The organism is uncultured Pontibacter sp., assembly GCF_947499215.1.
GTDB lineage: Bacteria > Bacteroidota > Bacteroidia > Cytophagales > Hymenobacteraceae > Pontibacter.
On sequence record NZ_CANMNI010000001.1, the window covers coordinates 1,707,964 to 1,725,566 of the forward strand.

Here is a 17,603-nt window from a genome sequence, read left to right on the forward strand (position 1 = left end):
GAAATCCTCTAGCGGGAAAGGCCAAGCGCTTATTATAAGTGTCTGATTAAGGGTATAGTCACAACCCACTGGCTGTATAGTCGTTTTAAAGAGCTACTCAGTACCAATTACTTAGCTTACACTTTATGCGCTCCAAATTGTACCGCTTCAGAAAACAAGCTTTCAGCTTCGTAATCACTCTTTTTGTACTAATCAGTTTCGAGGCCCAAGCTCAATCCGAGCCTTTGAAGATTATGCCGCTTGGGAATTCGATTACGCAGGGGAACATGCAGCATGTTAGTTACAGATACCCTCTTTGGAAAAAGCTGCTTGACGCTGACGTTAATTTTGAGTTTGTAGGTTCCCATACTGAAAACGATGGAGGAGCACCTTCTTTTAATCCATATAAAGGACAAACGTTCAGCAACAGAAATGAAGGTCACTGGGGGTGGAGTACTGATGAGGTTCTGAATGGTAAAGATGGAAAAGGAAATCTTTCTCAATGGCTGCAGGGCTATTCCCCAGACATTGTGCTGATGCATTTGGGCACGAACGATATGTTTCGTAATCAAGATATTGAACAGACTATAGGCGAAATAGAAACCGTCATCAATACAATTGCTGAAAAATCCCCCGGGGTGACTATTTTTATAGCAAAGTTAATTCCAGCTCACTTACAAAAAGTTGGACCAGACGCTGTTAGAAATATCGAAAATCTCAATCAACGCATTGAGCAATTTGTAAAAGAGCAAAGCTCAAATGGACCGCCTATTATTTTGGTAGATCAAAATACCGGCTTCGATGCAACAGAAGGTGTAGACACTTATGATGGAGTTCATCCCAATGGCAGTGGCATGGAAAAAATGTCTCAGCGCTGGTTCGATGCCATTCTGGATGAAATCATTATCCCGCTTCCGGTAGAACTGGTTAGTTTTAAAGGCAAACCCACTCTCAACGGCGTCAGCCTTTCTTGGCAGACCGCCTCTGAGCTCGACAACCATTATTTTGAGGTACAGCGTGGAGAAACCTCTTTCGACTTTAAAGCTGTAGACCGTGTGGAAGGCAGTGGCACAACATCGCTTCCGCAGCAGTATACTTTTGAGGATAAGAAAGCCACGAACGGGGTTAACTACTATCGTCTTCGTCAAGTGGATTTTGACGGAACGGAGAGCTACTCCCCTGTTATAGCGGTCAGTCTAGTGCAAGCTACTACAGAAGACATGCGCGTATACCCGACGCGAGTACAGAGTAAAACACCTGTCACACTTCAGTTGCTGGCACTTCAGCCCATGGAGAAATTCAATATTGGTATTTATACCCTAGAGGGCAAGCTGATCAAAGAGTTTGAAGCCGAGGCCGATGCGAGGGGAAATTTTATTCAGCTTATTGATCCTTCAGAATTGGGTGATGCCACCATGTACATGGTACGGGCAACCTTGCCGGACCGCTCCTTTATCCGTCATTTGCTTGTAGACCGTTAGGCTGGTGCTATACCTATTCTGTGGCCGCCTGATGCCGCAGCAGTTCAATTACCTCTTCATCGCTTGTTTGCGAGAATTCTAGGTAAAACTGCCCCACCGCCTGAAAAAAAGGAGGCACCAGTAGGCAGACTACCTCATCTACAATGGCTTTGAAGCGCTCGATGGCGGAATAGGGCGCAACAGGTACCGCCACAATTATTTTTCTAGGGTGCTTTTTCTTTACCATCTCCAACGTGGAGAGCAGCGTTTTACCTGTCGCGATGCCGTCATCGACTATAATCACAATGCGGTCCCGCAAATCAACCGGTTGCCGGTTGCCCATAAAGAGCTTATACTTCTTGCGCAAGCTCTCCTGCAGCCGGGCTGTTTCGGCCCTAATGTATTCTTCGGACACGTCAGAGCGATGGTCTACCTCCACATCCTCCAAACTAACGGCGCCAATGGCAAACTCTGGGTTAGCCGGGTGTCCGATCTTTTTGGAGACAATCACTTCGAGGGGCATACCTAAGCGTTTGGCGATGGGCGCAGCCACAGGAACCCCGCCCCGAGGTATAGCCAGCACTACTCCCTTCTGCCCCTTATATTGTGCCAGCCGATCGGCCAGCATCTCTGCCGCCTCCTCTCTGTTTCTAATATAGTCCATGGTTTCTTAATTTTGAATGACTGAGATATTAACTTACTCTCTCAGTGGGTGCTGTTTGCCCGGCTCGAGGTATTTCCTGAACCAGTCTGTCGCCAGTTGGGCCGCCATTTCGAGTGCGCCCGGTTCTTCAAATAAATGCGTGGCGTCGGGCACGATTTCAAGGTCCTTGAGACATTGCATCTGGTCCTGCGCCTGTCGGTTGAGATCCAACACTTCCTCATCCAGCCCGCCTACAATGAGCAGCGTGGGGCTCCGCACTTCTGCCAGCACAGGTCCGGCTAGATCGGGTCTACCACCCCGGCTAACCACTGCAAAGATAATATCGCTGCCCAACGCCGCGGCTGCACCAAGGGCAGAGGCGGCACCCGTACTGGCTCCAAACAGACCAATATGCAAGTCTTTAACTTCATCCAAGTGCTGCACCCAATTAACTACATCAACTAGGCGCGTGGTAAGCAAGGTGATATCAAAGCGGTTTTCCCGGTACTGATCTTCTTGTTCGGTCAACAGATCGAAAAGCAGTGTTGCAAAGCCGGAGCGCTGCAAGTGCTCCGCCACAAAGCGGTTGCGGGAGCTGAGCCTGCTGCTACCGCTGCCGTGCGAGAATATTACAAGACCCTTAGCCCCTTCCGGCACGGCTAGATCGCCGGTTAGCTGCACACCACTTATCGTAATGCGCATACTATCATTGAATTTTAAGTTTGCCATTGTGTTTGTTTTCATACGTTAGCTACTACCTACACCCTATTAATTAAATTTACGTCTTGGTATTTTTATAGTTAAGATAAACCTAACTATCCTTCGCTATACCTGAGTTCAATCCAAGGGCAAATGACCGCGTATAGACAGTATACCTCCACCTGTTTAATATGACTCGCTTCCGATATACTTACCTTACTTTGACACTAATGCTGCTGTGGCTAGGGGCTTGTGGTACCCGAGAGGACAGCTTGGCGACTGAACAGTCGGAAGAACAGAAGCGGCTGGAGGAAGTGCAGGAGGAGCACCTGCGCCGGAACAATGCAGCCGGACCCGACACGGTTAGCTTTGAAACTGCTTTTGCCCGTTTTTTTCAGGCACTACATGCTTCTGATACGGCTGCGGTCAACCAGTTTATACACCCCGATTATGGTATATGGATCATTGAACAGCCCGGCGCTATGCCCAAAATGACGCACACTACAGACATCCGACACTTTAAGCGCGAGTACCAAGACAGGTCTCTCTTCACAGTGCGGGAAGAGGTAAAGGCTTGTGACCTTCAAGATGAAGCATGGCCGACCTTTGACTGTGCTGACATGAATTATGACAGTGGCCAATCAGGGTATAGCAAAGACGGCTGCTTTGTATCTGGGCCTGATAAGTTTCAGAAAAGCGGTTACTGGGACTACGCCAGCTTATCCGAGCCCGACATCAAACGTATCAGAGCCTCCTTGCCTCTTCTACAAAAGTCGGTTCTCCATACAGCCACCTCCTTCGAATTTCATTTTGGACAAGTGGAAGGTCAATGGCAGCTGCTTTTCGCCAAACTGATTTACCCCTGCAGTGCGTGACTAATTTTGAATGAGTGATTGAGTGGATGGTCAAATTGGCTTTACACCTAATTCCAATGTCTTTTGAGGAGAGGAGCAGAAGAAGATGCACAATAAATTGAACCGCTCTGAACCCCCAACGTAATCCCGAATTAAAAATATTCACTTATCTACTCATCCACTCAATCACTCATTCAAAATTCACCTCCATGGCCTACTACCGACGCTTCGACGAGCCTGCCCCCGATCCTGTCTTACTCGCCCAGCTTAAGGCACAGCAACAAGAAATGCAGGCGCGCGTCATTCTCCAGAAACCTGATTTCGACTTGAGACTCATTGCTGGTTGTGATTCTTCTTTTGTAGGAGAAGACCATATTTTGTCGGTGTTTGTATTGCTCTCTTATCCTGAACTAGAAGTGCTGGAGAAGGTATGGCACTACGGTGAGGTGGAGCTTCCGTACGTCCCCGGCTTCCTCTCCTTCCGCGAGGCCCCGAATTTGCTTGAAGCCTACGAAAAGCTGCAGCAGAAACCCGACCTGATCATGGTCGATGGCCACGGCATCTCCCATCCACGCCGCCTAGGTATAGCCACGCACTTGGGGTTGCAGTTGAACACACCCACCATGGGCGTCGCCAAAAAAGTACTGGTCGGCAAATACAAAGAGCCGGATTTGCTCAAAGGCGCTGTTTCGCCGCTGGAGTACAAAGGGGAAGTGGTGGCAAACGTGTTGCGTACCAAAGATAAGGTAAAGCCCGTGTTCGTATCTCCCGGTCATCTCATGGATCTAGCATCAGCCACGGAGATAGCCATGGCCTGCGCCGTAAAGCACAAATTGCCCGAGCCGACAAGGTTGGCGGATCATTATGCGGCGGTGTTTAAAAAGGATGTCTGAATCAGACAATTTGGCTGCAATTCAATTGCCGTTATTATTAAAACCTGTCATAATTTCAGTAAAATCACCTTTAAATCCCATTGGTGTATCCTTTGCTGTGGTGCTCGTAGAACTAAAACTAGAGGGAAAACAGCAAAGGCTATGAACTTTAACAACTATACCATCAAAGCGCAGGAGGCCATCCAGAAGGCCACTGAGATAGCAGGCGGCTTCCAGCAGCAGGCTATCGAAACTGGGCACATTTTAAAAGCGATTCTGGAGACGGACGAGAACGTCACCAGCTTTTTGCTGAAGAAACTTAACATCAATGGAAACATACTGCACACCAAGCTGGACGAGGTAGTAGCGGCTTACCCGAAAGTAAGCGGAGGCAGCCCGTACTTGGCCAACGATGCTGCGGCTGCATTGCAGAAGGCAACTTCTTATCTAAAGGAATTCGGCGACGAATATGTGGCCATCGAGCACATCCTGCTAGGCATCATGGCGGGCCGCGAGAAGGTGGCCGGCCTGATGAAGGATGTAGGCTTCAACGAAAAAGACCTCAAAAAAGCCATCAAAGAACTGCGCGGCGGAGCCAAAGTAACCGACCAGAATGCTGAGGCGAAGTACAACTCGCTCAAGCGTTATGCACGCGACCTGAACGAAATGGCCCGCAACGGTAAAATTGACCCGGTGATTGGACGTGACGAAGAGATTCGCCGTGTGCTGCAGATCCTGAGCCGCCGCACCAAAAACAACCCGGTGCTACTTGGTGAGCCCGGTGTGGGTAAGACCGCCATCGTGGAGGGCCTTGCCCAGCGCATCGTATCAGGCGACGTGCCCGAAAACCTGAAGTCCAAGACCCTGATGAGTCTGGACATGGGCTTGCTCGTGGCAGGCGCCAAGTATAAGGGAGAGTTTGAGGAGCGCCTGAAGGCCGTGATCAAAGAAGTGGTGGATGCTGAGGGCGATATCGTGCTCTTCATCGACGAGATCCATACCCTGATCGGAGCTGGTGCTGGTGGTGAGAGTGCTATGGACGCGGCCAACTTGCTCAAGCCGGCACTGGCGCGAGGCGAACTGCATGCCATCGGCGCGACGACACTCAAAGAATACCAGAAGTATATCGAGAAGGACAAGGCGTTGGAGCGACGTTTCCAAGCCGTGATGGTGGACGAGCCAAGCGTACCGGACGCCATTTCAATCCTGCGCGGTATCAAAGACAAATACGAAGTGCACCATGGGGTGCGCATCAAAGACGACGCCATCATTGCGGCTGTAGAGCTTTCACACAGGTATATCACCGACCGCTTCCTGCCCGATAAGGCCATTGACCTGATGGACGAGTCGGCTGCGAAGTTGCGCATCGAGATCGACTCGCTGCCAGTGGAACTGGACGAACTGCAACGTCGCATCATGCAGCTTGAGATTGAGCGTGAGGCTATCCGTCGTGAAAATGACAAGGACAAGGAGACTATACTCTCTAAGGAAATCGCCGAGCTCTCGACCAAACGTGATGACCTGCAGGCCAAGTGGCAGAATGAAAAGCAGATTATCGAAGGCATCCAGAAAGCGAAGGAAAACATCGAAAACTACAAGCTGGAGGCCGAACAGGCGGAACGCTCTGGTGACTATGGCCGCGTGGCCGAGTTACGCTACGGCAAGATTCAGGAAGCTGAGGCTCACCTGAAGGAATTGCAAGAGCAAGTGCACCAAATGCAGGGCGAAAACCCGATGCTGCAGGAGGAAGTGACCGCTGAAGACATTGGTGAAGTGGTAGCCAAGTGGACAGGTATACCGGTAAGCAAAATGCTGCAAAGCGACCGTGAGAAACTGTTGCACCTGGAAGAAGAACTAGGTAAACGTGTAGCCGGACAGGAAGAAGCCATACAAGCCATTTCCGATGCGGTGCGCCGTAGTCGTGCCGGTCTGCAGGACCCGAAACGCCCGATCGGTTCGTTCATCTTCCTCGGCACTACCGGTGTAGGTAAAACCGAGCTGGCCAAGGCGCTGGCCGACTACCTATTCAACGATGAGAACGCCATGGTGCGTATCGACATGAGTGAGTACCAAGAGCGCCATGCTGTGAGCCGTATGATCGGAGCGCCTCCGGGCTATGTGGGCTACGATGAAGGTGGTCAGCTGACCGAGGCCGTGCGTCGCAAGCCATATTCCGTGGTGTTGCTCGACGAGATCGAAAAAGCGCACCCGGATGTGTTCAACATCCTGTTGCAGGTGCTCGACGATGGTCGCCTAACCGATAGCAAAGGCCGTGTGGTGAACTTCAAGAATACGATCATCATCATGACTTCCAACATCGGTTCGCAGATCATTCAGGCGAATTTTGAGAAGATGACACCGTTCAACCAAGACGAAATGCTGGAGCAGACTAAGGACGAGGTGTTTGAGATGCTGAAGAAGTCTGTAAGACCGGAGTTTCTCAACCGCATCGACGAACTGGTGATGTTCCGTCCGCTGAGCCGTGGCGACATCCGCAAGATCGTGACCATACAGTTTGCTCACATTCAGGAGCGATTGGAAGAGGCTGGCATACAGCTTGTCGCGACCGACGAGGTGCTGGACTACTTAGGCGAACAGGGCTACGATCCGCAGTTTGGTGCCCGTCCGCTGAAGCGCGTGCTGCAGCGTCAGGTGCTCAACGAGTTGTCCAAAGAGATATTGGCCGGCCACATTAATAAAGATTCTGTGGTAGAGGCGGTACTAGACAAGGGACAGATTCGTTTCAATAACGTGAACATTGAGTTACCCACCGAAGGGTAAGTTGATTGTGTAATAAGATTAAAGTTTAGTTGAGCAAAAGGCCTTCCCGCTTGGGAAGGCCTTTTTGTTTTTAAGAACCACAGGTATAACTCAGCCGTAACCAAAGCACGAGCAATCTCTAAACCCTATACCTCTATGGACGAATTCATGCAACTGGCGATTGACGAAGCGAAGAAGGGCCGTAGCGAAGGCGGTATACCTATCGGCTCGGTGCTGGTGAAGGACGGCAAAGTAGTAGCGACGGGGCATAACAAGCGGGTGCAGGAGAACAATCCGATTCTGCACGGCGAGATGGACTGTCTGAACAATGCCGGCCGCATCGGATCCTACCGCAACACCGTGATCTACTCTACTCTGATGCCTTGCTACATGTGCGCGGGCACTATCGTGCAGTTCAAGATCCCGAAGGTGATTGTGGGCGAGTCCAAGACCTTTAGCGGCGCCCGTGAGTTTATGGAGTCACATGGCGTGGAAGTGGTCGACCTGAACCTGCCCGAGTGCATCGAGATGATGGAGGATTTTATAAAAGAGAAGCCAGAGCTTTGGAGTGAGGATATCATGGAGCTGGAGTAATTGCCTACTTCTCCCCTTCTAACACATATTTCATTGCTTGTTGTTTGTCCGCTAGGTCGAAGTAGCGTATGCCATGTTTCTTTACTGTGCTGGCGAGTTTGGCGGATAGCTCCTGCCACTTTTTCTCTCCCACCATGGCCACCCGGCCGTAGTCCAGCCCATGGATGATGTCGAACAGCCCATTTTCAATCGCCGCCACGGGATTTATCCAATCCACATCCACCATCTCGTAGTAGATGTGCGTTTCCTTGTTCTTGAGCATCAGGTCGCGCACCATGTTGCGGTACTTATCAAAATCAGGTATAGACAGTTCTCCCTTTACCCGCACAGCGAGCATGTTATCGTGGGTTTCAGGCAGTATTTCCAGCATAGATCTCCGAATTAAGTTAAACCGTCTTCCCTTTTACGAAACTTACTTCTTCCATAGCAAAGATTCACCGATGCAGTTCTCCAACTTGCGCCCAAATTCCTTATTTTGCAGTTCCGCTATACCTTATAGATAATGCAACTCATCCGCTATACCCTCACCCTACTTTTCGCGCTAATTTTCTTATCCGCCCAAGCCAAAGTTGATACCCTCGCCATCCAAAGCCTTTCGATGCAGAAAACTTTAAAAGCTGGCGTTGTGACACCCGAAAGCTATCAGAAGAAAAAGAACGGTCCTTACCCGGTGCTATACCTGTTGCACGGCTACGGCGGCAATTTCAGCAACTGGCTAAAGGTGCCACCCAAAAAAGACTTGCTCCAGAACATGGCCGACAAATACCAACTGATCATCGTGACACCCGACGGTGGCAACAGCTGGTACTATGACAGCCCCATGGTCATAGACAACCAGTATGAGACCTTTATCACGCAGGAGTTGCGACAGGAGATTGAACGCAGGTATAGGGCTGTATCGGATCGCAGCGGCCGCTTTATTTCTGGCTTGAGCATGGGCGGACACGGGGCGCTGTACCTATCGGCACGTAACCCGGAGCTATACCTAGCCGCCGGCAGCATGAGCGGCTCCGTGAATGTGGCAGGTATAGACCGCCAGAATTTACTGCCTAGTATAGAGGCTGCGCTCGGTCCGAAGGCGGAGTACGAACAGGTATACCGTGCTAACTCCATCGTGCACATGGTGCCACAACTCAAGCAAAGCGGCGTGCAGTTGATCATCGATTGTGGCGTAGACGATTTCCTGATAGAAGACAACCGCGAACTGCATCGCCGGCTGGTCTACGAAAAGGTGCCCCACGAGTACATCGAGCGCCCCGGAGCACACAGCTGGGCTTACTGGGGTAATGCACTGGAATACCATTTATTGTTTTTCCAGAAGGTGCAGATGGCCACCCAGCAGCAACAGGCTTTTAATTAGTCAATGGCCTTACCTAAATGCTGGTACTACCTGCAGGCATACTGGTTTCGACACTTTCACCTCCTGCCCGGTAGGCATTAAACGACCGCTGGCTTTATCCACTTTAAAGGAAACTATAGAATTGGAGCGCTCGTTGGCGACCAGCATGACGTTGCCAGTCAGGTCGAGGGTAAAATCGCGGGGCCAGTCGCCGGATGTGTCTTGGTGCTGCACCAGCGTGAGTTTTCCGGATTCGCCATCGATGGCGTACACCACAATGCTATTGTGCCCTCTGTTGGAGCCATACAGGAATTTCCCGTCTGCCGATACTTTTACGGCCGCACAATAGTTCTCTCCTTTGTAATCAGCGGGCAGGGTGCTGATGGTTTGAAGCTCGTTGAATTCACCTTTCTCGCCATCATAAGCCAAGGATGTCATTGTAGAGTTAAGTTCGTTGATAACATAGGCAAAACGGCCGCTCGGATGAAAAACCATGTGCCGCGGTCCTGCACCGGGCTTGGCGGCAAAGGCAACAGCTTTACTATAGGTTTCAATTGTTACAGCCGACCTTTCCGAGTTAAGTTTATACCGCAAGACCTCATCTGTGCCTAAATCCACTGCAAAAGCAAATTTGCCATCCGGGCTGGGGCCGATCCAATGCGCATGAGCTGACTCTTGGCGTTCTTTGTTAGGGCCTGAACCAATGTTTGGGGGGTGAACAATTGGCTGTTCCCCTACAGTCCCATTTTCCATAACAGGAAATGCCACAATATTGCCGCTTGTATAATTGGCCACCATGATCGTTTTATTGGGTTCATCCAAAGAAATGTGGCAAGGCGCCATTCCTTGCGAAGGCACTTTGTTCAACAGCTTCAAGTCCCCCGTTTTCTGGTTGATGGCAAAAGCAGTCACAGCGCCATTTTTCTTACCTTGATAATCATTTGTTTCGTTCACGGCATACAGGAAGCGTCGCTCCTTGTCCAGCGCCAGATAAGACGGGTTTTCACCCGCTTTTAAACCCAGCACCTGTTGGAGTTCGCCAGTTTCTGTATTGAGCCTGAACAGCCAAATACCCTCCTGATTATGTTCAGCATAAGTGCCCACGTATACCATGGCGGTGGTTGAGTTTTCAGTAGATTGAACAGTGGCTGTATTGCCTGTGTCATTCTTTTCAGATTGGGGCGCATTACAGCTTGCTAGTAAAAGAGCTATACCTGCCAGAACCACTTTCCCATAACTGCGTTGCGTGTGTATCATATACCTTATCTTTTACCAAACCTTAGGCTGAATGCTCTAATAAACAGAAAAAAACTGTAGTAAACATCAGGTATATAACATCAACCAAATGATTATCTTTTTATACCTACGCGACTGCCAATTTTCAGCAACGAGCTATACCTACCGCCGCACTCTTGCAAACGTCCCAAGTATGCATTAATTTGCACCTTAGCTTTATTCACCTTTTTGTAATCCACCATTTTGTCTTCGGTTTTCTCTACTTACATCGAGCTGGGCTTTTATCATATTTTTGATTTCAAGGCCTATGACCACATGCTCTTTTTGCTGGCCCTTTGCGCCATTTATACTTTGAGCGATTGGCGTCAGGTAGTAGCGCTTGTGACCAGCTTCACCATCGGACACTCCATCACGCTGGCGCTTTCCACTTTCAACATCATCAAGTTCGATACGGCGCTTATCGAGTTTCTGATCCCGGTTACGATTCTGTTCACCTGTGTTATCAACTTTTTTAAGCTGAATGGTGCCGCTTCGAAACAGCACCCGATCTGGTCATTCCATAATTTACTGGCGATCACCTTTGGCCTTATCCATGGCGTGGGCTTCTCGAACTTCCTGAAGTCGATGCTCGGCCGCAACGGTAACACATGGCAGCAGCTATTGGCTTTCAACATCGGCATTGAGTTGGGACAGCTTTTGATCGTGAGCATTTTGCTGGTGGCCGGCTTCCTAATTATGAACCTGTTCCGGGCTAAAAAGCGCGACTGGATCTTAGTGCTCTCGAGCGCCGCAGCAGGCATTTCACTGATCCTGATGATCGAGACCAATATTTTCTAGACAGCACTTAAATTTAAAAAACACACAATCTATACCTACACGCTAATCTAAACACACCTTATACCCTCCATGAAAAACCTAATCAGAGGATTGGCATTTTTCGGTTTGCTAGCCGGGCCTTTTGCAGCCATGGCACAAGACACCAAATTCGGCCAACTTGGGCAGGAGCTCCCTACCCCGAACACTTACCGCACCGCTTCGGGCGCTCCCGGCCACCAGTATTGGCAACAGCGCGCCGACTATACCATCAAGGTAGAGCTCAACGACGAAAACCAGTCCATCACTGGTTCCGAGACTATCACCTATACCAACAACTCACCTGACGTGCTCACCTACTTGTGGGTGCAGCTCGACCAGAACATCTACGAGCCGAAGTCGATGAGCAACGTGACGCGCACCGGTGAACTTCAGGAGCGTATGTCGACTACGGCGATTGACTACATGACCCGTGAGGCTTTTGACGGTGGGTATAAAATCAAAGCGGTGAAAGACCGTGGCGGTAAGGACCTGAAGTATACCATCAACAACACGATGATGCGTATTGACCTGCCTGCGCCGCTCAAGCCGAAGCAGTCCTATACCTTCAGCATCGACTGGTTTAACTTCATCAACGACCAGAAGGCACTGGGTGGCCGCGGCGGTTACGAGTACTTCCCGGGCGACAACAACTACCTGTACGAAATGGCGCAGTGGTTCCCACGCATGGCCGTATACGATGACGTGAATGGCTGGCAGCACAAGCAGTTCCTGGGAGCCGGTGAGTTCGCGCTGCCTTTCGGCGACTACAAAGTGAGCATCACCGTACCGGCCGACCACATCGTGGCCTCTACCGGCGAGCTGCAGAACGCCAGCCAAGTGCTAACTTCTGCGCAGCAGAAACGCTTTGCAGACGCTGCCAAAGCCGACAAGCCAACCCTGATCGTAACACAAGAGGAAGCTACACAAGCTGAGAAGAATAAAGCGAAAGGCAAGAAAACATGGGTATATAATGCCAAGAATGTTCGTGACTTCGCATGGGCAAGCTCCCGCAAGTTCATCTGGGATGCCATGAACGTGAAAGTGGGCAACCAGAACGTACTCGCCATGTCATACTACCCAAAAGAGGCGAACCCACTTTGGGGCCAGTATTCTACCGAGTCTGTAGCGCACACCCTGAAGGTATACTCGAAGCACACCATCGACTACCCATACCCAGTGGCCATTTCGGTGCACGGCCCGGTGGGCGGCATGGAGTACCCGATGCTGTCGTTTAACGGCTACCGCCCGGAGGCAGACGGCACGTACTCGGCCAACACCAAGTATGGTCTGATTACGGTAATCATCCACGAAGTAGGCCACAACTTCTTCCCGATGATCATCAACTCCGACGAGCGCCAATGGACGTGGATGGACGAGGGTCTGAACACCTTCATGCAGTACATCACGGAGCAAGAGTGGGAAAAAGGCTATCCATCGCGCCGCGGTGAGCCTGCCGACATTGTGGACTACATGAAGAGCGCCAAAAACACGCAGGTGCCGATCATGACCAACTCAGAGTCAGTACTGCAGTTTGGCCCGAATGCTTATAGCAAACCTGCTACTGCCCTGAACATTCTGCGCGAAACCGTGATGGGCCGCGAGCTGTTCGACTATGCCTTTAAAGAGTATTCGAACCGCTGGGCTTTCAAGCACCCGATGCCAGCCGATTTCTTCCGCACCATGGAAGACGCATCCGGCGTGGACCTTGACTGGTTCTGGAGAGGCTGGTTCTACACCACTGACCACACCGACATTGCCATCGAGGGCGTGAAATGGTATACCATCGACTCGCAAAACCCAGATTTTGTAAACGCCCAAAAGCGTGAGCAGCAGAACAAAGCGCCTCAAACGCTTTCACAGCAGCGCAACCTGCAGGACATCCAGCGTACCAGATTGGACGAGCGCCCTGAACTGGCTGACTTCTACAACAAGTATGATCCATTAGCTACCACGGCTACTGACAAAGAGCGCTACCAGAAATTCTATGCTTCGCTGTCTGATAATGAGAAGAAAGTGCTGGACTCTGGTCTGAACTTCTATGAAGTAGGCTTTAAGAACGTCGGCGGACTGGTAATGCCATTGATCGTGCGCATGGAATATGAAGACGGTACTGACGAGGTAGTGAACATCCCCGCCGAGATCTGGCGCTACAACAACGAAGAAGTGACTAAGGTGTTTGTAACCGAAAAGCCGGTAGTGAGCTTCACGCTGGACCCGTTCCTGCAAACAGCTGACACGGACTTGTCGAACAACAGCTACCCACGCCGCATGGCACCTTCTCGTTTCGACATTTTCAAGCAAAACCGTCAGCAGCAGCCAAACCCAATGCAACAGCAGCGTCAGGAAACGAGCCGCAGTGGCAATAGTAATAGCGGTTCAAATCGCTAAGGCTTACTCACACTGGCTTAACCTGCCCCTCCCAATAGGGGAATAAAAAAAACGCCTCGGATAAGATTATCCGGGGCGTTCTTGTTTGAAGGTATGTTGTGTGATTACTCTTGATTAGTAATAACCTTAGCTATCGAATCTATCCCAGTTTCTCTGTTGAGCCGCCTTGTAGGTTTCCGGTATTGCGCAGCGATATTGCGACCGTCAGGGTAGCAAAGGAAAGATACACAGCGGCGATGCAGAGAAACGATGCCCCGCGGCATGAGCGCTCCGAGTGAAAGACGAAGCTGTACATGTAAGAGCACTGTATTAGCATTATCTATGCGACGAATATGGCGAAAGCCAACCACACTCCCCCTACTCCATATTATACTTATTAATAAACTGCCGCTTCGTTCGATCCCCTTTCCGGACGAAAGGCCGGATGATCAGGCGGGTGCCGTTCTCATAAGTAAAGAACTTATAGACCCAGTTGCTGAGCACGACCAGCTTGTTGCGGAAACCGATCAGGTACATGATGTGTACGAACAGCCACGTCACCCACGCAAAAAAACCACCCAAGTGGATGTCTTTCGGCAAGTCAGCCACGGCGCGGTTACGTCCGATAATAGCCAGTGAGCCTTTGTCGAAGTACTCAAACTCTTCCAGTTGATCCCCTTTTATCAATCGCTTCAGGTTCTTGGCCAGCAGCTTTCCTTGCTGAATCGCAGGCTGTGCCACGCCCGGATGCCCTTTTGGCCACTTGTCCGTTTTCATCAGGGCTATATCACCGATTGCGAAGATGTCATCATAGCCCAGCACCTGATTGTAGCGGTTTACGAGAATGCGTCCGCGATCCACCGACTCGGCAGGCAGACCATCAATGAGCGCTCCCTGCACACCAGCTGCCCACACCAAGGTCTGGGTATGGATCTGTTCACCGCCTTTTATAGTAGCCACATAGCCATCATAAGACTCAACCAGCGCATTCAACTTCACCTGTATACCTAGTTCCTGCAGGTATTTAAGCGTCTTCTCACTCGACTCCGGCGACATAGGCGGCAACACGCGGTCCATACCCTCTATCAAGTAGATATTCATTCTATTGAAGTCCACACCCGGATAATCTGTCGGAAGGATGTGCTTGCGCATCTCGGCCAAGGCGCCGGAGGTTTCCACACCAGTCGGGCCGCCCCCTACAATCACGAAGTTAAGGAGACTTTGTTGTAACTCTGGGTCAGCGGTCATGCTGGCCTGTTCGAAGCACTGCAACAGCTGACTGCGCAGGTTCAGGGCATGTGGAATCTGTTTGAGCGGAAAAGCATTCTTCTTTACCTCCTCATTGCCGAAGTAATTGGTTTTGGTGCCCGTCGCGATGATCAGGTAATCGTAAGGTAGGTCACCTACCAAAGTATGCACAGTCTTCGCGATAGGGTTCACGCCATTCACTTTTACCAATCGGAAGTGGAAATCCTCGAACTCGTCGCTGCCGAACATTTTGCGGAGCGGCTCAGCGATGGAGTCAGGTTCGAGACCGGCAGTGGCTACTTGGTAAAGCAGCGGCCAGAAGCCGTGGTAGTTCTGGCGGTCGAGCATCACGACCTGAAAGTCTTTGCCTTTCAGTTTCTGGGCTACGTTTATCCCACCAAATCCGCCACCGATAATCACGACGCGGGGTTTGGTGGTATCAGGTATATTGAGCGATAATTTATCTACATCAAGCATAAGGTGATTTTTATTTATTTGAAAGCACGCAAGGCCGAAGCCATGGCGAGGTCAATCTGTATACGTTTCTTTCTATATTGGGGGATAACGCAGCCGGTTAATGTTGGTTACTTTCAGTGCAATTCGGTGCTATGCGCTTGTCCTGCAGGCCATAAAAAAGCCCGGCTCAGGTACAACTGTACCTGAGCCGGGCTCCTATAAATCCTTAGACGATTACTTCTTGTTATTAAACTCTCCGTTTTTGAGCATATCGAGCAATTTGATGATCGCGAAGGGACTGACCGTCGGGAACATATTCCGTTGCTCCTGTCGCTGCACGTGCTGCATGTTCCAAGCCCTGAAGTTGGCGTTTCCGTCCATCGGTGTTACGCTAAAGAGCTCTTCCAGCCGTTTTGGATCAAGGTTACGCATAGCGATGGCCATGCCGTCGTCCGGCAGCTTCACAGCCAGCACGGCCTCCCGAAAATCGCGCTCCGTAGGCCATGGGAACACCGTAACCTCGGGCAGCTGCGTCGGGTCTTCCTGCATCTGCATAATAATGGAGTAACTCTGGCTCTGGTAGTTCTTCGGTATTTTCAGGTACTGTTTCTTGTAACCAATGGCGCTGAACACGACACTGTCGCCAGTGAGTACAGGCACTGAGAAAAACCCATAGGCATTGGTTTGCGCTCCACGGCTGGTTTTCGGCACATACACGTTCACGCCGGCAACCCCGTAGAGGCTGTCGCCGATGGTCACGAAGCCAGTCAGCTGTACCACCCGTTTGTGGCCCTGCGCCGCCGCCTCGTTAGGCGCCCCCATCATCAGGAAAGCAAAAAAGGCCAAGGGCAACAGAAAGCCGAAGGCGCGTTTATTCGTAAGTAGTAGTCTTTGTAAATCGGGCATCATGTAGTACAATAATACTTCATATAATTTTATTATAGCATCTTTTGGCTAATTTTGTTCTGACACGCTTTCAATTATGAGGCTCAAACACTTCAGTCTTACCTTCGGAGAACAGGTTTTAAAAGCACTCGCAGACGACTCGCGGCTACGCATGCTGCACCTGATTCTGCGCAACAAGGAGATGTGCACCTCAGACCTAGAGCATGTGCTGGATTTCACCCAGACCAAGACCTCGCGCCACCTCGCCTACCTGCGTAATGCCGGGTTGGTAACGCCCCGCAAACTCGATCAGTGGGTATACTATTCCCTAAAGGAAGAAGCCTCCGATTTCGTTCAACAGATCTTTACATACCTCGAGCGCGACACCATCCTGCAAAAAGATCAGGAAACTTACCGTATCCTGTACTCTAACCGTGAACTGGCCGTTAACCGCATGCAAACCCGCCGCTGGACAGACAGTTAGCTACTGTAAGACAAATTTCTGGTTCATTGGTTTAAACAGTGACATAGAACTTTTAGTATACTTTAGCCTGTTGCTGTTGCACATATTTTTTAAACATACCGCCCGCCAAGTCGTTTCTATTTAGCTGAGCCCTTACTTATGAAGCCATACAAACACATATTTTTTGACCTCGACCACACCTTGTGGGACTTTGAGAAAAACTCCGAGGAGACACTCTATACCTTGTACCACGAGTTTGGCTTGGCTGAGTTTGAAAACTTATTCAATCGCGAATCCTTTTATAAAAAATATAAGTTCGTGAATCACCTCCTGTGGGATCTCTATAATAAAGGAAAGATCGATCAGAAAGAGTTGCGCGAGTCCCGTTTCGTTAAAACCCTGACCGGACTGGGCCTTGCCCCACATCAGGTACCAACAGGTATATCCGAAGCCTATACCGACCTGTGCCCGCAGAAAACGGCCGTGTTCCCCTATACCTTCGAGGTGCTGGAATATCTGAAGCCGAAGTATGGTCTGCACATCATCACCAATGGTTTTAAGGATGTACAGTACATCAAAATGAACGGCTCCAAACTGACGGATTATTTCGGGGAGATTGTTACCTCGGAGTGCTGCGGGTATAAGAAGCCTGACAAGCGCATATTCGAACATGCACTGGACCGCATTCAGGTACACTCCCAAGACTGCCTGATGATCGGGGACAACTTGGAGTGCGACATCGACGGCGCCCGTCTCGCAGGTATGGATCAGGTTTTCTTCAACCCGGAGAAAAGCAAAAGCAAGCTCTCGCCCAAGCCTACCTACCACATCCACTGCTTGAGCGAACTGCAGGCTATGTTATAGCAAAGCTATACCCTTCGCAGGCCGGAAAA

General features: G+C 50.3%; 16 protein-coding genes. 10 read left to right on the top strand and 6 right to left on the bottom strand.

The features are described 5' to 3' along the window. Nucleotides 1-125 precede the first annotated feature (125 nt). The gene (locus tag Q1A04_RS07440; protein WP_299703310.1) at nt 126-1,460 is read left to right on the top strand and encodes an SGNH/GDSL hydrolase family protein; all 1,335 of its coding nucleotides are present in this window, start codon (nt 126-128) and stop codon (nt 1,458-1,460) included. Between the two features lie 13 nt (nt 1,461-1,473). Here the strand turns inward: Q1A04_RS07440 and Q1A04_RS07445 are convergent, their stop codons facing one another. Both Q1A04_RS07445 and Q1A04_RS07450 read right to left on the bottom strand, forming a co-directional pair. Next, nucleotides 1,474-2,103 carry a phosphoribosyltransferase gene (locus Q1A04_RS07445; RefSeq protein ID WP_299703313.1) on the bottom strand — a complete coding sequence of 210 codons (630 nt, stop codon included), beginning with the start codon at nt 2,101-2,103 and terminating at the stop codon, nt 1,474-1,476. A 33-nt stretch (nt 2,104-2,136) separates the two neighbouring features. Further along, nucleotides 2,137-2,811, bottom strand: a complete 675-nt coding sequence (locus tag Q1A04_RS07450; RefSeq protein WP_299703316.1) for a dienelactone hydrolase family protein — start codon at nt 2,809-2,811, stop codon at nt 2,137-2,139. Between the two features lie 161 nt (nt 2,812-2,972). Between Q1A04_RS07450 and Q1A04_RS07455 the strand changes: the two genes are divergently transcribed. From Q1A04_RS07455 to Q1A04_RS07470, 4 genes are all read left to right on the top strand, one after another. Next, entirely contained in the window at nt 2,973-3,656 is a 684-nt protein-coding gene (locus Q1A04_RS07455; protein ID WP_299703320.1) for a hypothetical protein, read from the top strand. Between the two features lie 188 nt (nt 3,657-3,844). Further along, nucleotides 3,845-4,528: a deoxyribonuclease V gene (gene nfi, locus Q1A04_RS07460; RefSeq protein WP_299703323.1), complete on the top strand. Its 684-nt coding sequence runs from the start codon at nt 3,845-3,847 to the stop codon at nt 4,526-4,528. A gap of 141 nt (nt 4,529-4,669) precedes the next feature. After that, the gene (clpB, locus tag Q1A04_RS07465; protein ID WP_299703326.1) at nt 4,670-7,288 is read left to right on the top strand and encodes an ATP-dependent chaperone ClpB; all 2,619 of its coding nucleotides are present in this window, start codon (nt 4,670-4,672) and stop codon (nt 7,286-7,288) included. 135 nt (nt 7,289-7,423) lie between these two features. Further along, entirely contained in the window at nt 7,424-7,861 is a 438-nt protein-coding gene (locus Q1A04_RS07470; RefSeq protein ID WP_299703329.1) for a nucleoside deaminase, read from the top strand. Nucleotides 7,862-7,865: 4 nt separating this feature from the next. On the opposite strand, the gene Q1A04_RS07475 is transcribed toward Q1A04_RS07470, so the two are convergent. Next, nucleotides 7,866-8,231, bottom strand: coding sequence for an STAS/SEC14 domain-containing protein (locus tag Q1A04_RS07475; protein ID WP_299703332.1), 366 nt, complete (start codon nt 8,229-8,231; stop codon nt 7,866-7,868). Between the two features lie 132 nt (nt 8,232-8,363). Between Q1A04_RS07475 and Q1A04_RS07480 the strand changes: the two genes are divergently transcribed. Beyond that, on the top strand, nt 8,364-9,221 hold the full coding sequence (locus Q1A04_RS07480; RefSeq protein WP_299703335.1) for an alpha/beta hydrolase family protein: 858 nt from the start codon (nt 8,364-8,366) through the stop codon (nt 9,219-9,221). Between the two features lie 9 nt (nt 9,222-9,230). On the opposite strand, the gene Q1A04_RS07485 is transcribed toward Q1A04_RS07480, so the two are convergent. Further along, entirely contained in the window at nt 9,231-10,457 is a 1,227-nt protein-coding gene (locus Q1A04_RS07485) for a lactonase family protein (RefSeq protein ID WP_299703338.1), read from the bottom strand. A 222-nt stretch (nt 10,458-10,679) separates the two neighbouring features. On the opposite strand from Q1A04_RS07485, the gene Q1A04_RS07490 reads away from it, so the two are divergent. Together Q1A04_RS07490 and Q1A04_RS07495 are read left to right on the top strand one after the other, a co-directional pair. Continuing rightward, complete coding sequence (locus Q1A04_RS07490) at nt 10,680-11,273, top strand: HupE/UreJ family protein (protein WP_299703341.1); 594 nt, start codon at nt 10,680-10,682, stop codon at nt 11,271-11,273. 69 nt (nt 11,274-11,342) lie between these two features. Then, on the top strand, nt 11,343-13,679 hold the full coding sequence (locus tag Q1A04_RS07495) for a M1 family metallopeptidase (RefSeq protein ID WP_299703345.1): 2,337 nt from the start codon (nt 11,343-11,345) through the stop codon (nt 13,677-13,679). Between the two features lie 357 nt (nt 13,680-14,036). Here the strand turns inward: Q1A04_RS07495 and Q1A04_RS07500 are convergent, their stop codons facing one another. Next, nucleotides 14,037-15,383 carry an NAD(P)/FAD-dependent oxidoreductase gene (locus Q1A04_RS07500; RefSeq protein WP_299703348.1) on the bottom strand — a complete coding sequence of 449 codons (1,347 nt, stop codon included), beginning with the start codon at nt 15,381-15,383 and terminating at the stop codon, nt 14,037-14,039. A 213-nt stretch (nt 15,384-15,596) separates the two neighbouring features. Continuing rightward, a complete protein-coding gene (locus Q1A04_RS07505) occupies nt 15,597-16,271 on the bottom strand; it encodes a carboxypeptidase-like regulatory domain-containing protein (RefSeq protein WP_299703351.1) in 675 nt (224 codons plus the stop codon). A gap of 73 nt (nt 16,272-16,344) precedes the next feature. Between Q1A04_RS07505 and Q1A04_RS07510 the strand changes: the two genes are divergently transcribed. Together Q1A04_RS07510 and Q1A04_RS07515 are read left to right on the top strand one after the other, a co-directional pair. Continuing rightward, nucleotides 16,345-16,731, top strand: coding sequence for a metalloregulator ArsR/SmtB family transcription factor (locus Q1A04_RS07510; RefSeq protein WP_299703354.1), 387 nt, complete (start codon nt 16,345-16,347; stop codon nt 16,729-16,731). 138 nt (nt 16,732-16,869) lie between these two features. Next, nucleotides 16,870-17,574: a YjjG family noncanonical pyrimidine nucleotidase gene (locus Q1A04_RS07515; protein ID WP_299703357.1), complete on the top strand. Its 705-nt coding sequence runs from the start codon at nt 16,870-16,872 to the stop codon at nt 17,572-17,574. Nucleotides 17,575-17,603 lie beyond the last annotated feature (29 nt).